Raw genomic sequence first — 19,484 nt, forward strand, 5'->3', positions numbered from 1 at the left:
CCCTGCCGGGGTCCAAGCATCCTCGGCGGCTCGGTCGCCTTGAAATCCGCGAGCCGAAGTAGAGCAGCGCTCCTTATCCCGACCCATCAATCGTTGCGGCAGGTGGATGGCGCTGGCGCGAGGCCTGGAGGCAGAGGGGGGAGGGGAGGGTTGCTGACGGGCTTGGAGGTTCGGGGAGAGGCCCCGGGCCGCCCGTCACGGAGAACCTGACCATGGCAAAGAACGCCATTCAGAAGATCGCGATGAACGCCGCGGAGAACATTCCCTATGACAAGCTGGTGCTGTCGCAGAAGAATGTCCGGCGCATCAAGGACGGCTTGTCGATTGAGCAGCTTGCCGAAGACATCGGCCGGCGAAAGCTGATCCAGAGCCTGAACGTCCGCCCCGTACTCGACGGGGAGGGCGAGGAGACCGGCACGTTCGAAGTGCCCGCCGGCGGTCGGCGTTATCTCGCCCTTGGCATCCTCATCAAGCAGAAGCGACTGGCGAAGAACGAGCCGATTCCCTGTGTCGTCAACCGCAGACAGGAGACCTCGGCCGAAGAAGACTCGCTTGCCGAAAACCTGCGCCGCGCCGACCTGCACCCGCTTGACCAGTTCCGGGCCTTCAATACGCTCAGCGATCAGGGCCTCGATCCAGACGAGATCGGCGCCCGCTTCTTCGTATCGCCGGCGACGGTGAGGCAGCGCCTGCGGCTGGCATCGGTCTCCCCAAAACTGCTCGAGCTCTACGAGAAGGATGAAATCCGGCTCGAACAGATCATGGCGTTCTCGATCTCGGACGATCACGCGCGCCAGGAGCAGGTCTGGGAGCGGATCTCCGGCTCGCACTCGCAGGAAGCCTACTACATCAGGCGCCTGCTGACCGAGACCACGGTCCGGGCTGATGATCGCCGGGCCGTCTATGTCGGCGCGGAAGCTTATGAGGCGGCTGGCGGCGTCATCCTTCGCGACCTGTTCGAGCAGGATTCCGGCGGCTGGTTCCAGGATGCAGCACTTCTCGAGCAGCTGGTCTTCGACAGGCTGAAGGTTGATGCCGAGGCGATCCGCGCCGAAGGCTGGAAATGGGTCGAGGCGGCGATCAGCTTTCCCTATGGCCACACCTCCGGCATGCGGCGCATTTATGCCGAGGCCCAGGAGCTCAGTGCCGAGGAGATCGAACGCTACGACGCGCTGAAGGCCGAATATGACAAGCTCGATGCGGACTATGCCGCGGCCGAGGACGCCGACGAGGCAATCGAGGCGAAGCTCGACCAGCTGGGGGCCGAGCTCGATGCGATCGACGATCGTCCTCAAAGCTACGACCCCGCTCAGAAGGCGATTGCCGGTGCGTTCGTGACGCTCGCTGCCAACGGCGAGCTCCAGGTCGAGGCCGGTTTCGTGCGGTCCGAAGACGAGCCTCGCTCCGAGACGGACGACGTCGGTGAGGGCGAGGATGCCGAGGGCCAAGCCCGATCCAATGGTGACGACGATGGCGATACTGTTGTCGTCAACGGCAAGCCGGTGAATGACAGTTCCGGCGATGACGGCGAGGAGGATGGCATCAAGCCGCTGCCAGATCGGCTCGTCTTCGACCTGACCGCACAGCGCACGCTTGCACTGCGCAACGCGCTCGCCGGTGACGTCGACATAGCCTTCCTCGCGGCACTCCACGCCGTTGTGCTGCAGGTATTCTATCGCTTCGCGCCGGACACCTGCCTCGAAATCAGCCTGAAGAGCGGCAGCTTCTCCCAGGTCGACGGTCTTGCCGAGACGTCCTGGGCCAAGGAGATCGCCGAGCGCCACGAAACTTGGGACCGCGATTTGCCCGATGAGGCGGATGGCCTGTGGGACTTCCTTCTCGGCCTCGACGAGGCAAGCCGCAAGGCGCTGTTCGCGCATTGCGTCTCGTTGACTCTCAACGCGGTGGTCGAACCCTGGAACAGAAGGGCGAAGGCGCTCGCGCATGCCGACGTGCTCGGCCGCTCGCTCCAGTTCGATATGGTAGACGCCGGCTGGACCCCCACGGTCGAGTTCCTCGGGCGCCTCACCAAGGCTCGGATCCTGCAGGCTGTCCGGGAAGCCCGTGGCGCGGACTCCGCGCAGCTGATCGATAACATGAAGAAGGACATCATGGCCCGTGAAGCCGCCCGACTTCTCGAAGGATCGAACTGGCTGCCGGAGCCGCTTCGCCTCGACGTCGACGAAGTGGCTAGCGATGCTGGCGACGCCGTCGCCGGCGAGATGCCGGACGAGGCGGCGCTCGATGGCGATGCCGCTGAACTGCCGGCCTTTCTCGCCGACGCTGCGGATCCGTCCTCCGGCGAGCCGGTGACCGACGGCGACGAGACGGACCACCTCCAGGCCGCCCAATAATCGGCCCTCCCGTTCCGCTCCGGGCCCGGCACATCAGCCGGGCTCATTCTGTTTTCCAAGATGGAGAGATTCGCATGTCCGCACATATCCTCTATCGAATCCGCCCCTTTGGGGAGCGTCATTCGCTACTCGGACGGCGCGGCGAAACCCCCGTCGCGCTTCACCAAAAAGCTCGCCGCCTGGGAGAGCCGCAACGGCGTCGGCCGTCTGGTCAAGAAGGAACCGCCGCGAACGCGCACGACCTACTCCTCGCCCGCGTACTTCGCCCTGCATGAGGGTGATTTCGGGCAGGGCGGCATCATCGTCGTCTCGGTCAGACGCACCTGGTCCGCCGGGAGCGACTTGCGGTTCGAAATCGTCGAGCGCCCCAAAATCGGGTGGTCCGCGTGCTGCAGGCCCTCGGCGACAGCCCGGAGCTTCTGCATCTGTCCGAAAGCTCCGAGGCGGCCGAGCACTGGCTTGCCGCTCCTACGGCCGCGCCTATCTCAAGGAGGTCTCCGCCGACGAGGTCGGCGCCGACGTCATCGAGGGGCGCGCGGCCACCTGATCGTTTTACCGCATACACCAACCGAGGACGGGCCAGGGGTCGCGAGCGATCGCCGGGCCTGTTTCGTTTCATGAGATCGACATGTTCGACTGGAACAGAAGTTGCTCCTATGACGAGCAGCAGAAGAGACGTTTTCACACGACAGGTCGTTCAAAGCTGAAGAAACTTGCCGCCGAACTTGCGCTTCCACCGGGCAGCTATGATCTGCGCTCAAACAAGGCGGGCATAGCCGTCTCCGGTGAAATTACGCTGCATATCACGGCTTTTGCGACCTCACGGATCGGCAATTTCCAGAGCCCGTGGAGCATCACGGCAAGCGCACAGTGCTGGTCGATCGCGGTCGCCCCGGGACGATCCTGAAGCAGCTCGAGGACCTGTCGGACGACGAGATCGACAGCGGCTTGCCGACAATACGCGCACGCGCCAAGAGGAGAAGGGGGAACGATAGGGACCCCTCGTAACAGCGCACCTGTGAAGAGCGCTCACCTTTGCCGCCGGCCTGATGAAGATTGACGGCGTAGGTTTTGATTACTTCAGGTGACCGGAATTGCGAAGCTTTGCTAGCAGGATCAGTGCAGTCCCGTGATACTTCGCTCGCACATGCTCGCTCAACGGAGACGATTCCCAAGTAGCTAAGGTCGCCACAAAAGTTGATGCGTCGCCGTTCACCGAGGCGCATCTTAGGTGGCCGCTCTTCTCGAGCACGACTATCGCCACATCCGCTTCACCATACCCTATTGCGGCCATTCGCTGAATGTAGGTGTCACCGTCTACGCGGACATCGAACAAGACATATCCCGCAGTTTTCTCCGCGGCTGAAGTTCGTCGGTCAGGGGATTGTAACGATGCAGCTAAGTGCAAAGGCCGTCGTGCAGACCGATCTGGAAGTGCCTCGCGGCTAGAGGAGTGATCCCGCTGCTTCTTCCAGGCCTTGATATTTTTCAGAAGTCCAGCCGGCCTCGCGAAGTTGATGTCCGTCGAGAGGGTAACGAGATCAATCGGTGGGTCTCACCACCTGGACCTAGCGCGCGGAGTGTCAGATCGCTGCAGTAAATTGAATTTCGACGCGGATTTCAGGCAGCGCGAACGTCGCTCCCACCGTGGCACGCGCCGGTGGCTCCGCGCCGTCGAGCCATTTCACCCAAGCCTTGTTCATCGCGTCAAAGTCCTCGACGTCCCGCAACCAGATCTGCGCGAGCAGCAGCTTCGATCTGTCCGCACCGACGCTGCGCAGAAGAGCATCCGCTTTTTCCAGGATCTGCTGCGTCTGGTCGGCCGTGTCGGTGTTCTTATCGTCGGCCGTTAGGCCCGAGAGATAAACCGTTCCGTTGTGAACGACGATCCGGCTAAGCCGCTCGTTTTTCTCGAATCGTTCAATCTTTGCCATGGAGCAGGATCCTAAATGTCATGGATGGAAACGCAGACCGCACGATCGCGCTGACTTGCGTATAGTGAGGTCAGGCGTGCGCAACGCCGGAGCGTTGTGCGTTCGCCTGGAAGAACCGCTGCGGGCGGAACGTCTCCATCTCCTCGTGGATCTTCCCGCGCACGACCTCGTCCGCCACCACCCTGCCCAGCTGCGGGCCGATCGTCACGCCACTGTGCGTCACCGCCATATAGTGGCCAGGGATGTCAGGCATTGGGCCGGCGCAGGTGTAACCATCCCCCGGGAACGGTCGGACAGTTGTGCGGATGGCTTCCACGCCTGCGGAATGGAGCGAAGGCAGGACCTTGCTCGCCGCTTCCAATAATGTTGCCGCTTCATCGCCGGTAAGGCTAAGCGTTTCCGGCTTCTTGAGCGTCAGGTCCACCGAGACCTTGTGGATCATGATACGACCCGCGCCGTCGGGACGAATATCCAGATCGTCCGCATGCAGCTGGCTTCGTAGCGTCAACGCCACTGGAGGAGTAAAGGCGAGCACGCCGATCGTCGAGGAAAGCGGGATGCCTTGGGCATCACCGAGCTTCTGGCTGGACCAACCGCCCGTGCAGTTCACTACCGCATCGGCAGCATATCGCTCGCCGTTTGCCGTGCGAACTGCCTTGGCGCGGCCACCCTCGGTTTCGATCTCCGTCACGCGTGAACTGACGTTTACCTGTGTACCCCAGCGCTCCTTCGCCGCTCGCAAAAGCCAGGCCGAATAAAGGACCGGATCAACCCAGCCTTCTTCCGGGTAATACGAGATAGGTCCGTCACCCACGGCAGATACGTCAATATCGGGCTCCATCTCGGCGACGAGCTTCTTGTCGATCCACTCCACGCCGTAGCCCCATTCCTTCATCTGTCGGTAGTTTTCGAAATAGTCGTCCATGGCCTCCGGAGCCGTCCGCCAATCGAAACTGCCGGTCTGGGTGAACCAGGGAGCGGCGCCGAAGTCGCGCTTGAGCTCTAGGTGGGCGCGCATACCCGCGACGTTCAGATCGAAATACGGCCGCGGCCGTTTGGTCGTCGCATTTGTCCAGGCAAAGCTTACCGCCGAAGTGCCACCCGCAATCCTTCCGGCCTCCAGCACGACGACATTCGCGCCTGCCTTGGCGCATTCATAAGCGGCAGAGCTGCCGACGATGCCGGAACCGATGACGACGACGCGCATATAAAAACCTCCAATGAATTCGTATTGCTCACGCCAATCGCTGTGTTGATATTGGCGAGCTAAAATCCTCCATGCCGCCGTTTGCAGAGCGACAACCGGGATGGATATGCGTTCTGACACTGCCAGATGCGGCGATAATACTTTTGCGTTGGCGGATACATTACGGCTTTGAACAAGCGCGGCATCCGATGTTGCGTGAAAACATTGCAACGAGGGGGCAATCGCGGTCAATTGAACTCGCCGCTGCCGTTGATGGCCAAAAGTTATGAACCGCACTCGCTTCGATGCGGTGCATGATCGGACGTGGGCAACTTCTCGTCCGAAGTTATGAAATCCGTGGTCATCGGCGTGCTGAGGCAATGCTAGGCTTTTCAACGTCTGGTGCACACGGGGTCGTCGAATGGAAGAGACTGCAAGGTGAATGCCGAGACGAAGTTCCTCCTGATCGACAAGAACGTGATCCGGCAGGCCTTGGCGCTGCCCCAGGCGCTTGAGGCGACCGAAGCGGCGCTGATCAAGACTTCCAGCGGCGTAGCCCGCCAGCAGATCAGGCGCACGCTCGAGCTTCCGGGGGCGGCGGGAAGCTGCCTGTCTTTGATGTACGCGGCCTTGGACGACCGGCCGCTGTTCGGGGCGAAGGTGCTGTCGGTATTTCCTGACAATTTTGCACACGGGTTCGCTTCGCACCGCGGCGGTGTGTTCCTGTTCAACAAGGATCACGGGCGCCCTGTTGCCCTGATCGACGGAGGAGAACTCACGGCATGGCGGACAGCCGCGGCCAGTGCTGTCGCCACTAGGACGCTTTCGCGCCCCGACAGCTCCACACTGACCGTGTTCGGCTATGGTGAGCAGGCGCGCCGGCACGTCGAAGCGATCGCTCATGTGCGTCCAGTCCGCGTGATCCACGTCTGGGGTCGTGATTTTGCAAAGGCACAGCGCTTCGCCGAGGATATTTCGACATCCGGCTTCGAGGCGCAGGCGCATCACGACGCTGCCGAAGCCGTTCGCGAAGCTGACATCATCTGCACAACGACATCTTCCCAAGAGCCGGTGCTGTTTGGCGAATGGTTGCCGCAAGGCGTCCACATCAATGCCGTCGGGGCAAGCGTGGCTGCATGCCGCGAGATCGACTTTGAATGCGTGCGCAGATCGCGGATCTGGGTGGACTACCTGCCCATGGCGCTCTCCGCCGCGGGAGAGTTGATCGAGGCGATCGAGAGCGGCAAGATCGGCCGCGACCATATTCGCGGCGAAATCGGCGAGGTCCTCGCCGGCACACAGCCTGGCCGTACAAGCGAGGCAGACATCACCCTTTATCGATCTCTTGGCGTTCCCGCCCAGGACATCGAACTCGCCAATCTTGTCTATGCCTTGGCCCGAGATTCGGGGCTCGGAACGTCAATCGATTTCAGGTTGTGATGCCATGCTGAGCTGCCAGCGCGATCTCTTCTCGCTTAATCGCGAGACGGCTTATCTCGACGCCGCCTACATGTCGCCGATCCCTATAGCCGCCATTGCGGCTGGAGAGGCTGGGGTCAGGGTGAAGGCCGAGCCCTGGAAAATGACCATCGCATCCTACTATGACGAGGTGGAGCAGGCGCGGCAGCTTGCCGCCTCGATGGTGGGGGCCAATACAGACGACATCGCCATTGTCGCTGCCACCAGCTACGGCATGGCTGTCGCGGCAGCCAATGTCCCGGTTCCTGCCGGTTCGGCAATCCTTCTCATGGAGAACGAACACACTTCCCATCGATACGTCTGGTACGATCTTGCTAATCGCAACGGCGCTCACGTAGACATCGTTCCGCAACCTGCCGACGGCGACTGGACCGGCGCGATCGTATCGGCAATCCGGAACTCGGGCCGTCCCATTGCGGTTGTCGCTGGCACTCTAGTCCACTGGTTCGAGGGGATGGCGGTTGACCTCGAAGCAGTTGCGGGCGCCGCACGCAAAGCAGGAGCTGCCCTTGTCGTCGACGGCACCCAGTGGGTTGGTGCCGTGCCCTTCGATGTCAGTCAGGTGCGACCGGATTTTCTGGTCTTTGCCACCTACAAGTTTCTGCTTGGCCCCTATCGCCTCGCGTTCCTCTACGCCGACCCACGCTGGCACGAGAAAGGACGCACTCTCGAGCATCATTCATGGAACCGCATGGGCGGCGACAGGTCTGATTTTTACAAGGTGCCGGTGGCGAAGTTTCTTCCCGGAGCCCGCCGGTTCGACATGGGGGAGCGTTCCGATTTCGCTGTCCTGCCTATCGCAATCACCGCCATGAAACTCATTCAGCGATGGTCAGTCGAGCGCGTGTTTGAGCGCCTGCGCTATCTCAATGACTTCGTCTGGGCTGAGGCGAGAAACAGAGGCCTGGAGGTGGTGCGCCCACGAAAGCCCACGCCTCATATCTCAATCCTCGATATTGGCGACCGGCTGGCACCGAACGCCGCGCAGGAATTGAAAGAGGCAAATGTTCACGTCACGCTGCGTGGTACGAAGATGCGCGTGTCGCCACATGTCTACAACGACGAAGAGGATGTTGGTCGCCTGTTTCAGAACCTGCCTCTTCGCTAGCGAAGACATGCGTTCGAAAGTGGCGCAGGCCAACTCAGCGGCGTTGCACAGGACCATCGCCTCCAGCTATGCGTGGATCGAATCTACATTGATCCCAAGGCGGTTATTCCAGCGTCGACGCCGTTCATGAAGCTTCGCGTGGTCTGAATGAGATGCTCTGTAAAAGCGTCCGCCGCTGTCGATGCGATGACACCCCAGGGCCGATAGACGCTCAGGTTCAGATCGAGATGCGGCCGAAAGTCCCTGATCTCGATCGGTAGGCCGCGCGCCATCCAGGCGGAGAGCCGGTCAACGACCGTCACGCCGGCGCCGGAGGCAGCAAGCGCGATGCAGGCGCCGGACAGGCTGGCCTCCACTTTAAGCAGGCGGCTGATCCCCCGTTTGTCGCAAAGCGCATCGAGTTGCCGCCGCATCGGATCGGCAGAGCCCATCGATATGAAGTCGAGACCGTCGAGGTCGTCCGCCTGGATCACTTCAAGCTGAGACAGCGGATGCCCCGCCGGCATGACGCATACTGGCGGCGTCGCGGTCAGCGCGCGCCTGACGATCGAGGGGTTTTCTTCCGACGCCGTGACGCCGATGCCGATATCGAGCTGATTTCGGCTAGCTCTTTGCACTACGGTCGCGGAGCTGCGGATATCGAGCGAAATGGACACGGATGGATGCTGTTTTGAGAAGCTCGTTATGATCGACGGCAGGATCGTTGAACCGAAGGCGGGGAGCGCGCAGATGTTCAGTCGGCCGCTACGCAGTTCGCGGATCTCCCTTGCAGCCCGCGAGATGCCTCGAGCGGACTCGAATACGCGCTGCACCTCGGCATAGAGCATGTGGGCTTCAGGCGTAGGGATCAATCGCTGCCGGCTTTTTCGGAATAGCTGGAAATCCGCCTTTTCGGTGAGGTGCTGGAGCATTTTACTGACGGCGGGCTGCGTGATGTCGAGAGCGTCTGCCGCCTTGGTCGTCGTGCCATGCAGCATCACGGAAGCGAAAACTTCTATCTCGCGAGGCGTAAACTCCGCCTCCTTCCCAACTACGTCCCGTTCACCGACCTTCATGGGCGCTTGCCTCGCCTCCTCGATTCACCGTGCCGTCAAAACTGGCTACGACGCCGACAATGTTAGCGCCCCGCACCCGAGGTTCCAATAAGGTAGGTGAATGAAGTTTATTCCACAGGGTTATTAACTTTGGCAACCTGAGGAGGATGTGTCAGCGGCCCGTCAGCATATCGGCGACGTCGAGCAAGGCGGCATCCTGGCCGGGGAGAGCGGCAAGCTGTACGGACACCGGGAGGTCGTTGGGAACCTGCAGCGGGATTGCCAAAGCAGGCACGCCGAGCATATTCGCCCAGCGACGAAATCGACCGCCGGCCATTCCCCATGGCATCATCTCTCCGTTCACCTGCGTGAGTTCGTCGGAAAGCCGGGGCGCCGATCCGGGAGCCGTCGGGATGGCCAAGGCATCCAGGCCTGCCATTTTCTCCAGAAATTGCCTTCGAAGATTGTCCCGGATCTCGACAGCATCATTGTAGGCGTCCGCGCTGATGCGAATGCTGTCCTGCAGAAAGGCGCGAACCGCATCGCCGACCAGATCCGGATTCTGCTCGATAGGATCACGGTACGTTTTTGCAAACTCGCATTGCAGAATCGTCATGCCGGCGGCAACGAATGCCTCCCCTTCTTTAAAGGCGACTTCTACGGTGCCTACCGTCGGATGACTAAGCATTGCGGCCAATGCGGTCTCAACGGTGCTGTCGACCGGAGCGCCAATGAGATCAGGGCAGACCCCGATCGTGATGCTGTCCCGCGACTCCCTGTTCTCTGGCGGACTTAGCTGCTTTCCGGCCAGCGCCCCGGTGACCAGGCGAACGTCGCCCACCGAGCGCGCGAGAACGCCTACGCAGTCCAGCGACGGTGCGGTGCTCATGACGCCCGTTGTGGCTATCAGACCGTTCGTTGCCTTATAGCCAAACAATCCCGTGGCAGCTGCCGGAGATCGGTTTGAACCACCAGTGTCAGTGCCAATCGCGGCCGCGCAAAAGCCGGCTGCGACCGCGGCAGCCGATCCGCTGCTCGTGCCGCCAGTCCCCCGGCTTTCGTCAAGCGGATTGACGACCTTGCCGAACCAGGGGTTGTCATGCCCGCCGACGCAAAGTTCATGAAGGTTGGTCTTGCCGATGATGATCGCACCTGCCGCCTGAAGGTTGGCCACGCAGGCGGCGGTATTCTGGGCAAGGCGATTGCCAAACAGACGCGATCCGGCTGTCGTCGGCCAATTCTCGACATCGACGACATCCTTGATGGCGATGGGCACGCCATGCAGCGGTCCGCGCCTGTGACCTGATCGGATTTCGTCTCTGGCGCGCAGTGCCGCATCGAGTGCCCCAGCCTCGTCAACGTAGATCATCGCCCTGATCTGCCCGTTCAGTTCGTTGATGCGTTCAAGGCACCCTTCGACGACCTCGACCGGCGACAGGCCGGCAGCGATCTTGTTGCTTGTCTCCTGGACGGACCCGCAAGCACTGCTTTTCATAAGGCAACCCCAAGGGACAGTGGACGGTCAAGGATGACACAGCCAGGATTTAGCCGACAGGCCAGAGCCTATTTCTTCGCGGATGGGACTGGCGTGTAAAACTCATAGTTTCGATCGATCGGTTTGCGACGGATGTCGATGCATTTAGGCGCTCTTGATGCAAGCCTAGTGCGTTTCGCGGGGTTCGGGCTCTCATAACTATTGGTGATGAACCCCATTGGAGAGAGCATTAGATCGGCTCGACTTGAACTGTTAGCGTTTCTGCACCCTGCCCTGGAAGCGTCTCCTGATTGGGACGGACTATCGGCTCAAAAAGGTGAGCAACCGAGCGGTCAAGCCATCAATGCGCAACTAAAAGTGCACACGAACAAAAAAGGGGAATAACGATGAAAAAACTTGCAGTCGTCGTCTCATTGATCGCGGCGGTCTTTGGCGCCGCCGGCCCCGCCTCGGCGGCCAATGACGTCATCCGCTTCGGGGTTGCCGCCGAGCCGTACGCCCCCTTCTCGGTCAAGGATGCCAGCGGCAAGTGGCGGGGCTGGGAGATCGACATGATGAACGCGGTCTGCACCGAGATGAAGGCGAAGTGCGAGATCGTCGACATCGCCTGGGACGGGATCATTCCAGCGCTGTTGGCGAAAAAGTTCGACGTCATCTGGAGTTCCATGTCGATTACTGACAAGCGCAAGGAGGTGATCGACTTCACCGACAAGTATTATTACTCGCGCAACGTCCTTGTCGGCGCCAAGGCAGACACGCGGCAATTCGATGTGACCAAGCCGGACACGTTCAAGGGCGTCACCGTGGCGGCACAGAGTGCGAGCCTGCAGGCGACGTACATGCAGGAGAAGTTCAACGGCATCGCCGAGGTGAAAGTGTATCCGACACTCGACGACGAGATCGCCGACATGCAGGCAGGGCGGGTGGACCTCATGGCGGCAGCAGGGATCCAGATCCAGGACTTCCTCAAGAAGCCCGAAGGCCAGGCCTATGAAATCAAGGTAACGCTGCCGCATGAGAAGATGTTCGGCTATGGCGACGGCGGCGGCGTGCGCAAGGAAGACACTGCTCTCCGGGACCGCCTCAATGCCGCGCTCAAGGCTGTAAAGGCCAGTGGCGAGTACGACACGATCACCAAGCGGTATTTCGACTTCGATATCTACGGCGATTGATCGTCTGGTTCACGCCTGGTGCCGGCCCTCAATCGCGGCCGGCACCATCGACATTGAACTGGAGCTCGCCTTATGAACCCGACGGTGTCTTGGCTGACCCTGCTCAGCTTCGGAGACAAGGGCTGGGGCGACGAATTGCTCTTCGGCGCCTGCCTGAGCCTTGGCATTGCGATAAGCGCCTATCTCGTCGGCCTGGCGCTCGGCCTCATCGGTGCCGTGGCCAAGATCTCGAAGAGCCGCGTGGGTCGCGCAACCGCTGGTGCATATACGACGATCATCCGGTCCGTCCCTGACATCCTCATCATTTTTCTCATCTACTATAGCGCGACCGACGCGCTGCGCTGGGTCGTGGGCTTTACGGGACTGACTTCGGAATTTCAGCTTAACGGATTTGTCGCCGCGACGCTGTCGCTCGGCGTCGTGCAGGGCGGCTACAGCACCGAGGTCCTGCGTGGTGCGATCGTCGCAATCCCAAAAGGACAGATCGAGGCAGCCCATGCACTCGGCCTGACACGTCGCCAGACATTCTTCCTGGTGACCTTGCCGCAGATGATCCCCCTGGCGCTTCCAGGCCTCGGCAATCTGTGGTTGGTCGTCCTGAAGGAAAGCTCGCTGGTCAGCCTCATCGGTTTTACAGAGCTTGTTCTGGCGGGCAAAATGGCCGCCGGCGCAACGCACGATTATTTCGTGTTCTATTGCGCGATCGCATTCGTGTTCCTCGTGATGTCAGGCATGTCGGCGATGCTTTTTCAGGGCTTGGAAGCAGCCACTGCCAATCCAGGGAGGCGAAAATAGCGTGACAGAGTTCGAGGACTATCTCGCGAACCAACTTCTGGCAGGCATTCAGACAACCATTGTCCTGTTTGTCGGCTGCGCGGTGGTCGGCAATCTGCTTGCGATCCCGATCGCCCTGGCCCGTTTGTCCAGCAGGCGATGGGTGCGCTATCCAGCGGACGCCTTCGCCCTGGCATTTCGGGGCACTCCGCTCCTCGTCCAGCTTTACCTCTGCTACTACGGCGTAGGCCAGATCCTCGCCGGCATCCCTACCATACGATACAGCATGATGTGGCCCCTGTTGCGAGGCGCCTCCTGTTACGCGTTTTTCGTCCTGTCCTTGAACACGGCGGCTTACTGCAGCGAAATATGGAGAGGCGCGATCCGGTCGATCCCGGAGGGACAGCGCGAGGCCGGCCAGTCGCTTGGCCTGTCGAAAACACGGATCATGATTTCCGTGCTACTCCCACAGGCTTTCAGGCTGGCGCTGCCGGCGATCGGCGGCCAGAATATCCTGCTGTTGAAGGGTACCGCGCTGGCCTCGACGATCACCGTCTTCGAATTGATGGGCGCCGCGAACCTCGTTCGCGCCCAGACTTTCAGGGTTTACGAGCCTCTGTTCGCTGCAGCGCTTGGGTATTTCCTGCTTGCCGTTTTGGTGACGACCGGCTTCGGATACTTCGAGAGGCGGCTTGCTCGGCGCTATTGATTGACTCCTCGGTCCGGGACCGCCAGCGCCAGCCGTGGAGCCTTCGCGGCGCTTGGCTTGGAGCATCGGGCTTGCGCGCTCACACTCTAGCTTTCAGGATGGACCACTGCGGTCGGCTTGGGAAGTCGCCCGTGACGACAAGAACGTGAAGTACCTGCGCGACTTCTTCACGATCAGAAGCGTGGTCGAGCCAACAGCATCCATGGTATCGGGCAATCAACGTCACCGTGGCGAGTTTGACAAGCGCGAGGTCGTGTTGCCGGCGTTGGCGCAGCCATCGTTCGGCCTTTCACAGGGGCTAGCCGGATCAAGATGCCCTGCAAACAATGGCCAACATCCGCGGCGATTGCCGCTGCCCTGATGCTCATCTTCCAGGCGCTGCTTGGCGGTGCCTGGATGGGAGCGCAGGCCGCTGCCGGACCTCGCGATGCGTTCGGCAACGTTCTCTGCACGACTGACGCCGGCGGCCCCGCCCACGGCTCTTCGCATGAGGGCGGATATAGTTGCGACTGCTGCCTGTACGGATGCGATCTCGGAATGGCCATCATCCCCGAAGCGGACAGCATCGGCGCCGCGCCGAGGACCTGAATGACCGCGGCGCGGATGATGGCTGCGTAGGTCACCGCGATGGTGTGGCCACGCTCGGCAACCAGCCGCTCCATGAGTCTTGCCGTCCGACGGGCGACGTCGGCGAGTGACTCGCCCCCTTGGGGAGCCGCATCCGGGTCCGAGGACCAGGCGCATATGCCCTGCGGATCTTCGGCCTGCACCTGTTCAAGCCTTGCCTCCCATTGCCCGAATTGTGCGAATCCGCGATGTCGTCGCCAGCCCTATGGAAGGGCCGGCATCTCCCCGTCACCGACCCGCCAGGTCCAGGCACCGATCTCCGGCCAATCCGCGATCATGTCCTGCAGCGAAACCTCGAACGCTTCGTCCGCTCCAGCCGGGACGACAAAGAGCGCGACTGGTTCGTTCCTGTTCTGGAGCAATGCGTTGGCGATCGGCTGGTCGGGTTGCAGGTCGTAGCGCAATCCCTTTACGCTCTTCTCGCGAAGACGGGCAAGCGCGTCGACGAGCCGCTTTTCAGGGACCGTCTCGTAAGGAATCCAGTTCTCAGAAACAACCATCAACGCGATCTCCTCGACAATGGCGAGGCCGGCCGAATTCAGTCCGAACGTCGAGATTGCGATAAGATGTGAAGCTGAATCCGCTCCCCACAGCGACAATTCTCTTTCGAAGCGTGCCTGCAAACGCCGATGTATTGCGTCGTCGACGATGAAGGGAAAACCGGGCAGGTGCCTGATTACAAGCTTCTGACCCGAACGGGCGGGCACGATCTCCTTCACTTCGCCTACGAGGAGCAGCAATTTCCGCGGTCCGGATTTTGGTGGAAGTGCTGTAGCAAGAACCACGTTGCGACGCTGTTCGATCGCTTCCTTGTTCTCGGCCCGGAACGGCTCGGGGACGAACAGGATATCCGCGAGCGCTCCGCCTCTCACTGTCATTTGCCCGGCCGCCTCGATGAGGTGCCAGCGGACATTCCACCAATGTCGCTTGCCGGCCCATCTGGATGTCCAGACCGTCAATTCAGCCTCGTGCCAGAGATAGTGAAGGAGGCCACGCAGTGACATCCTCCTGGGATCTCCGACCACGCTGGCGGAGTTCTGGCCAGCAGGCACGGACGCCGCACGACTTCCAGTCTTCGACAGACTGAAATCCAGCTTCAGCGCCGCCATGCCGTTTTGCGGATCGACCTGGATCGCGCTGCCCATCAAAGCGCCGAGCCCCGACAGCTCGTAAGGCGATTCATAAGAATCGCAGGAAGAATCGTGCCCGCCGCCGCTGAGCGGCATGCGCTTGATCAGATGGAGGTCACCGATGCGGGCGACGTACATCGGGCAGCCCGGCTCACGGCACAGGCAGAGTGGACGCTCCCTGCGGGCATAGGCGTTCGCAAGCGCCGCCTGCAGGTCAGGCGCTCCCTCCTCGTAGACGTCACTTCCAATTCGGAACCGTCGCATCACCTCCGCAGCTCCAGGTCGCCGCCGCATCCCTGTGTGCACATTCAAGTCATGGCTTTGCGCTGAGCGCAACCCGTTTGATGGACCGACGCCAGAGGGAGAGGGGAGCCGGGAGGAGTGCGGCCCGGCCGGCGCGGAGAGAGTGCCGGCGCGGGGGCCATTCCCCTCTCGCGAAGGACATCTCCATGAACATCGTTTCGACCACATCCGACGTTGCCCGAACGGCCGCTCCCCTCGGTACGCGGGCACCCGCTGCCAGCGACAGAGTCCAGGTGATCTTTCAGGCGGCGTTGCTGCCAGTCACCACCGCCGCGCTCCGCACCGCCATGATGGACAGCTTCGGCGGCACGGACGCACAGGGCTTCTGGGTCTGGAAGGAGGCCTATGAAGCGCTCGAAGCGGTCCAGGTGCTGTTCCTGCGCCGCTTCGGATCGGCGATCCTGTCGCGGTCGATTACGCCGCAGGCGACCCTGGCGATGATGAAACGGATCGCCAAGCTCATTCCCACCCATACGCGACGGTCGGACGAGAGCCAGGCCATGCAGCAACTCTCCACACCGCTGCCGCTTGCCTTCGTTGCCGCGCTTGCCGCTGCAATCAGCTCTTCAGTCCGCGCTCTCGAACCCTCGGCCGGCACTGGCCTGCTCGCCGTACATGCCGAGATCGGGCGGGCTACGCTCGTGCTCAACGAGCTTGCCGCAACGCGCGCCGATCTGCTCGGCCGGATGTTTCCGCGAGTCCCCGTTTCCCCGCACGATGCAGCCCATATCGACGATCATCTCGATGCCGCCATCGAGCCGTCAGTCGTGCTGATGAATCCGCCCTTCACGGTCGGCGCCTATGTCGACGGCCATGTCGCCGATGCCGCGTGGCGGCATCTCTCGTCCGCATTCGCGCGTCTGCGTCCAGGCGGCCGTCTTGTCGCCTTCACCGGCACCGGCCTGTCTCCCGAAAACCCCAAATGGCGGGCTGCCTTCGAGCGGCAGCAGCAGCAGGGCACGGTCATCTTCACCGCGGCGATCGACGGCCGTGTCTACGCCCGCCATGGCACGACCGCAGAAACCCGGCTGACAGTCATCGACAAGATACCGGCCGCCGATCCGTCGCGTTTCGTCGCGTCGCCGGGCAGGGCGACCGACGTCGAGACGCTGCTCTCCTGCATCATGGATCTGCCGCCCCGGACACCGGGCGGCTTTCCGGACTCGATTGGCGCTCTGTCGAACGGGATCCTGCGCAATGCCGCCATGCAGATGGCCGGTCGGCCCACGGCAGTAGCTGCACCCGCCTCCGCAACATCGTTTGCGCCAAAGGCTGTGCGACCGGCTCGCCCCGTTGCAAGGGCAACGCCCAGCCACGGGGCCCTTGCGAGCAGCGCCTGCTCGATCGCGCCGATCAGCGTCGATTGCCGGGTTTACCGCATGCAGACAGACGCCGGCGAGCGCATCATCGGCGGTGATATCGCGCCGACGCTGGTCGCGACCATGTACCGCAATCTCGGTCTCGATGATGTGCCAACGCTCGCGCCGGAGGAAGCGTGGACCGGCCTGGTCGACGGCCGGATTGGGCTGCAGCTTGCCGATGGCCTGATCCTGCGCCGCGGCCGGGTTATGAGCGACTACCGCGTCGAACTCATCGGCTTCACCGACGCCATTGTTCCCAGGCTGAGGGCGCTGGGGCTGATTTTAGAGATCACCTCCTGGAAGCTCCGGCTGTTCATCCCGACGGCCACGCAAGGGCCCGACATCCTCGCCTCGCTCCTCGACCGCCATACGCTGGTCGGCGTCACTGACCCTACCGCAGCGGCTTGAGGGGAGGCAATCATGACCGGCTCGGCATCCGAGCTGGCACGCCGCCTCGGCGACCAAGCAGAGGCGGTGTGCCGTGAATATCTCTCCAACGGTCATCGCTCCGGCAATCACTGGATCGTCGGCGACGTCCGCAACACCCGCGGCCGCTCCATGCATGTCCGCCTGACTGCCAACGCGAAAGGACCAGCAGGAAAGTGGGTCGATGAGCAAAGCGGAGAACATGGCGATCTGCTCGACGTGATCGAACACAGCTGCGGCCTCGCCAATTTCCGCGAAGTCGCCGATGAAGCGCGCCGATTCCTCTCCACGCCGCGACCACGGTCGCCGACCTCCGGCGGACAGCGCCAACCAGCCGCCGCACGCGGCTCTCCCGACGCTGCGCGTCGCCTGTTCGCCATGTCGCGGCCGATCGCCGGCACGCTGGCCGAACGATACCTCGTTGGTCGCGGCATCGTGCTTTCCATCGAGCGCGCCCTGCGCTTCCATCCCGGCTGTTACTACCGGGATCTCGTGACTGGCGAGACGCAGATGCTGCCAGCGCTGATTGTAGCCGTCACCGGCCTCAACGGGCGCATCACCGGACTGCAGCGCACTTACTGTCCCCTTGGCTCGATCCGAACGGCAAGGTCGGCAAGGCGCAACTCGCTGATCCGCGCCGCTCGCTCGGGCATCTTCTTGGCAACGGCATCTGGCTCGGCCTCCAGCCCGGTGTGCCTGTTCCGGTCATGGCCGCCGGCGAGGGTTTTGAGACGATGGCGTCGCTCAGGACGGTGATGCCGGCGCTGCCGGTGGCCGCCGCGACCTCGGCCAATCATCTCGCCGGCCTGATCTTTCCGTCCGGCTGTCGCCGCCTTTACATCGCCGCCGATGCGGACGCCGCCGGCCGGCATGGCATCGAGCGTCTCAGCCAGCGAGCCGGCGCGGCCGGAGTCCTCGCTCTGGAGTTGCGCCCGCGGCTCGGCGATTTCAACGACGATCTACGGCATCTCGGCCCGACCCATCTCGCGGCATGGCTCAGCGATCAGCTCGTCCCGGAGGATGCCCGTCTCTTCCTGCCGTCCTGATGAACGCCTCGAGCCGGTAGGTGGGGCCGGCGTCACCGGAAGGTCTATTGGCGTGGCGGCGGTCCGCCGGGAGAGCCGCGCCTGCGGCCTGCCCGAGAGGCGACCCCTGCCACGCCCCCGTCACGGCCGCAACGGCTGGCGCCGTCCTCCGCTCGCGCTCCGGCCTTCGGTGCGGCCGCGCCCGGGCCGCGGCCGGGATGCGCTGTAAGGCCGCGACAGGCGCGGCCACAACCGACGGAGACACGCCATGACCTACGACCTCCCTTTCGACGACGCCTACGAGCCCTACCACACGTCCTCGCCGACCGATCGCGTCATCCTCGAACTGCAGATGTACGGCCATCACCCGCATCAGGACGAGCCCGATCCTCGGCCACTTCCCGACGACGAGGTGATCCGGGCCGGCCTCGCCGGTATCGTCGAGACCTTCGCCGGCATGCTCGGCGACACCAGGCTCGAACCCGACCTCGACGACCTTCTCTGGTCTTTCACCAACGTCTTCCACCGCGCCGCCGAGCGCGTCGCCCGCAGCCTCGACCGCAATGAGGAGGCGCAACGCTCGAGCCAGCAGGAGCAGGACGGCTCCGAGGTGAAGTCCGTCGAGCTGGAACGGCTCACAGCCGAGGGCATAACCTATATCGAGCGGCGCAACGTGCTCGAAATCATGCGCGACGAGGCCGCCCATCTCTACGAGGCGGAAACCGGCTCTGCTTGGCGGCCGCGCACCGGCTCCAAGATCTCTCACCAGGCGATGACCGCGGCGGTGATCGACAGCCGCGACTTCCTCGCGGCACGCCGCCGCGCCGAGACCGAAGTGCTGGTGCCCGCCGGCACCAAGATCGCCTTCGCAGGAGGCCTCGACTGCAACGATCACGACCGGATCTGGGACGCACTCGACAAGGCGCGCGAGAAGCACTCGGACATGGTCCTGCTCCACGGCGGCAGCCCGCGCGGCGCCGAACGCATCGCGGCCTGCTGGGCCGAGAACCGCAAGGTCACGCAAATCGCCTTCAAGCCGGACTGGAACCGGCACGCCAAGGCTGCCCCGTTCCGCCGCAACGACCAGCTTCTGTCGGTCATGCCCTACGGCCTGATCGTTTTTCCCGGTTCCGGCATCACCGAAAATCTCGCTGACAAGGCCCGCCGTCTCGGCATCCCGGTCTGGCGGTTCGCAGAGGCTGGCGCGTGAGCGCCGCCTTCCTCCGTGCCCACGCTCGGCTTCCCCTTGCACGTGGATCAACCCGACCGGCTTCCGATTAGAGGGAGGGCGCACGATTACTGCGCTCAACCATGCCCGACTTGGACGGGCGTGGACCGGCCAACACATCGGTGGGTTGCTGAGTAAC

At 62.5% G+C, this 19,484-nt stretch carries 16 protein-coding genes and 3 pseudogenes; 11 read left to right on the plus strand and 8 right to left on the minus strand.

The window, feature by feature from the left end; genetic code table 11:
* The first annotated feature begins 212 nt into the window (after nt 1–212).
* The gene (locus tag C7I87_RS32455; RefSeq protein WP_149908038.1) at nt 213–2,354 is read left to right on the plus strand and encodes a ParB/RepB/Spo0J family partition protein; all 2,142 of its coding nucleotides are present in this window, start codon (nt 213–215) and stop codon (nt 2,352–2,354) included.
* A 242-nt stretch (nt 2,355–2,596) separates the two neighbouring features.
* On the opposite strand, the gene C7I87_RS35465 is transcribed toward C7I87_RS32455, so the two are convergent.
* Nucleotides 2,597–2,779 carry a hypothetical protein gene (locus C7I87_RS35465; protein ID WP_188394084.1) on the minus strand — a complete coding sequence of 61 codons (183 nt, stop codon included), beginning with the start codon at nt 2,777–2,779 and terminating at the stop codon, nt 2,597–2,599.
* Between the two features lie 203 nt (nt 2,780–2,982).
* On the opposite strand from C7I87_RS35465, the gene C7I87_RS36650 reads away from it, so the two are divergent.
* Entirely contained in the window at nt 2,983–3,261 is a 279-nt protein-coding gene (locus C7I87_RS36650) for a hypothetical protein (RefSeq protein ID WP_149908039.1), read from the plus strand.
* Nucleotides 3,262–3,429: 168 nt separating this feature from the next.
* On the opposite strand, the pseudogene C7I87_RS36910 reads toward C7I87_RS36650, so the two are convergent.
* The 3 genes and pseudogenes from C7I87_RS36910 to C7I87_RS32480 all read right to left on the minus strand — a co-directional run.
* Nucleotides 3,430–3,732: pseudogene (locus C7I87_RS36910) on the minus strand (hypothetical protein); the annotation flags it as partial.
* 205 nt (nt 3,733–3,937) lie between these two features.
* The gene (locus C7I87_RS32475; protein ID WP_149908040.1) at nt 3,938–4,288 is read right to left on the minus strand and encodes a RidA family protein; all 351 of its coding nucleotides are present in this window, start codon (nt 4,286–4,288) and stop codon (nt 3,938–3,940) included.
* Nucleotides 4,289–4,358: 70 nt separating this feature from the next.
* A complete protein-coding gene (locus C7I87_RS32480; protein WP_246696496.1) occupies nt 4,359–5,726 on the minus strand; it encodes an NAD(P)/FAD-dependent oxidoreductase in 1,368 nt (455 codons plus the stop codon).
* A 186-nt stretch (nt 5,727–5,912) separates the two neighbouring features.
* Here C7I87_RS32480 and C7I87_RS32485 point away from each other — a divergent pair, with 186 nt between their 5' ends.
* Entirely contained in the window at nt 5,913–6,914 is a 1,002-nt protein-coding gene (locus tag C7I87_RS32485) for an ornithine cyclodeaminase family protein (protein WP_188394085.1), read from the plus strand.
* A gap of 4 nt (nt 6,915–6,918) precedes the next feature.
* Nucleotides 6,919–8,061 carry an aminotransferase class V-fold PLP-dependent enzyme gene (locus tag C7I87_RS32490; RefSeq protein WP_149908042.1) on the plus strand — a complete coding sequence of 381 codons (1,143 nt, stop codon included), beginning with the start codon at nt 6,919–6,921 and terminating at the stop codon, nt 8,059–8,061.
* An 83-nt stretch (nt 8,062–8,144) separates the two neighbouring features.
* On the opposite strand, the gene C7I87_RS32495 is transcribed toward C7I87_RS32490, so the two are convergent.
* Together C7I87_RS32495 and C7I87_RS32500 are read right to left on the minus strand one after the other, a co-directional pair.
* Nucleotides 8,145–9,116 carry a LysR substrate-binding domain-containing protein gene (locus C7I87_RS32495; protein ID WP_149908043.1) on the minus strand — a complete coding sequence of 324 codons (972 nt, stop codon included), beginning with the start codon at nt 9,114–9,116 and terminating at the stop codon, nt 8,145–8,147.
* A 151-nt stretch (nt 9,117–9,267) separates the two neighbouring features.
* Nucleotides 9,268–10,590, minus strand: coding sequence for an amidase (locus tag C7I87_RS32500; RefSeq protein WP_149908044.1), 1,323 nt, complete (start codon nt 10,588–10,590; stop codon nt 9,268–9,270).
* 386 nt (nt 10,591–10,976) lie between these two features.
* On the opposite strand from C7I87_RS32500, the gene C7I87_RS32505 reads away from it, so the two are divergent.
* The 4 genes from C7I87_RS32505 (at nt 10,977) to C7I87_RS36235 (ending at nt 13,833) form a co-directional block, all read left to right on the plus strand.
* Nucleotides 10,977–11,762, plus strand: coding sequence for a transporter substrate-binding domain-containing protein (locus C7I87_RS32505; RefSeq protein ID WP_149908045.1), 786 nt, complete (start codon nt 10,977–10,979; stop codon nt 11,760–11,762).
* 135 nt (nt 11,763–11,897) lie between these two features.
* The gene (locus tag C7I87_RS32510) at nt 11,898–12,557 is read left to right on the plus strand and encodes an ABC transporter permease (protein ID WP_246696497.1); all 660 of its coding nucleotides are present in this window, start codon (nt 11,898–11,900) and stop codon (nt 12,555–12,557) included.
* 1 nt (nt 12,558) lies between these two features.
* The gene (locus C7I87_RS32515) at nt 12,559–13,245 is read left to right on the plus strand and encodes an ABC transporter permease (RefSeq protein ID WP_149908047.1); all 687 of its coding nucleotides are present in this window, start codon (nt 12,559–12,561) and stop codon (nt 13,243–13,245) included.
* 360 nt (nt 13,246–13,605) lie between these two features.
* Entirely contained in the window at nt 13,606–13,833 is a 228-nt protein-coding gene (locus C7I87_RS36235; protein WP_246696505.1) for a hypothetical protein, read from the plus strand.
* A gap of 38 nt (nt 13,834–13,871) precedes the next feature.
* On the opposite strand, the pseudogene C7I87_RS36240 reads toward C7I87_RS36235, so the two are convergent.
* Nucleotides 13,872–14,015: pseudogene (locus tag C7I87_RS36240) on the minus strand (histidine phosphatase family protein); the annotation flags it as partial.
* 60 nt (nt 14,016–14,075) lie between these two features.
* The gene (locus C7I87_RS32525; protein WP_149908049.1) at nt 14,076–15,266 is read right to left on the minus strand and encodes a DUF1173 domain-containing protein; all 1,191 of its coding nucleotides are present in this window, start codon (nt 15,264–15,266) and stop codon (nt 14,076–14,078) included.
* Between the two features lie 185 nt (nt 15,267–15,451).
* On the opposite strand from C7I87_RS32525, the gene C7I87_RS32530 reads away from it, so the two are divergent.
* The 3 genes and pseudogenes from C7I87_RS32530 to C7I87_RS32540 all read left to right on the plus strand — a co-directional run bounded on the left by C7I87_RS32530 (nt 15,452) and on the right by C7I87_RS32540 (nt 19,327).
* Nucleotides 15,452–17,074 carry a hypothetical protein gene (locus C7I87_RS32530; protein ID WP_373424810.1) on the plus strand — a complete coding sequence of 541 codons (1,623 nt, stop codon included), beginning with the start codon at nt 15,452–15,454 and terminating at the stop codon, nt 17,072–17,074.
* Nucleotides 17,075–17,086: 12 nt separating this feature from the next.
* Nucleotides 17,087–18,138, plus strand: a pseudogene (locus C7I87_RS32535) (toprim domain-containing protein).
* A 247-nt stretch (nt 18,139–18,385) separates the two neighbouring features.
* Entirely contained in the window at nt 18,386–19,327 is a 942-nt protein-coding gene (locus C7I87_RS32540; RefSeq protein ID WP_149908050.1) for a DUF2493 domain-containing protein, read from the plus strand.
* The last annotated feature ends 157 nt before the right edge of the window (nt 19,328–19,484 follow it).

This window comes from Mesorhizobium sp. SARCC-RB16n, from assembly GCF_008520305.1.
Classification (GTDB): domain Bacteria; phylum Pseudomonadota; class Alphaproteobacteria; order Rhizobiales; family Rhizobiaceae; genus Mesorhizobium.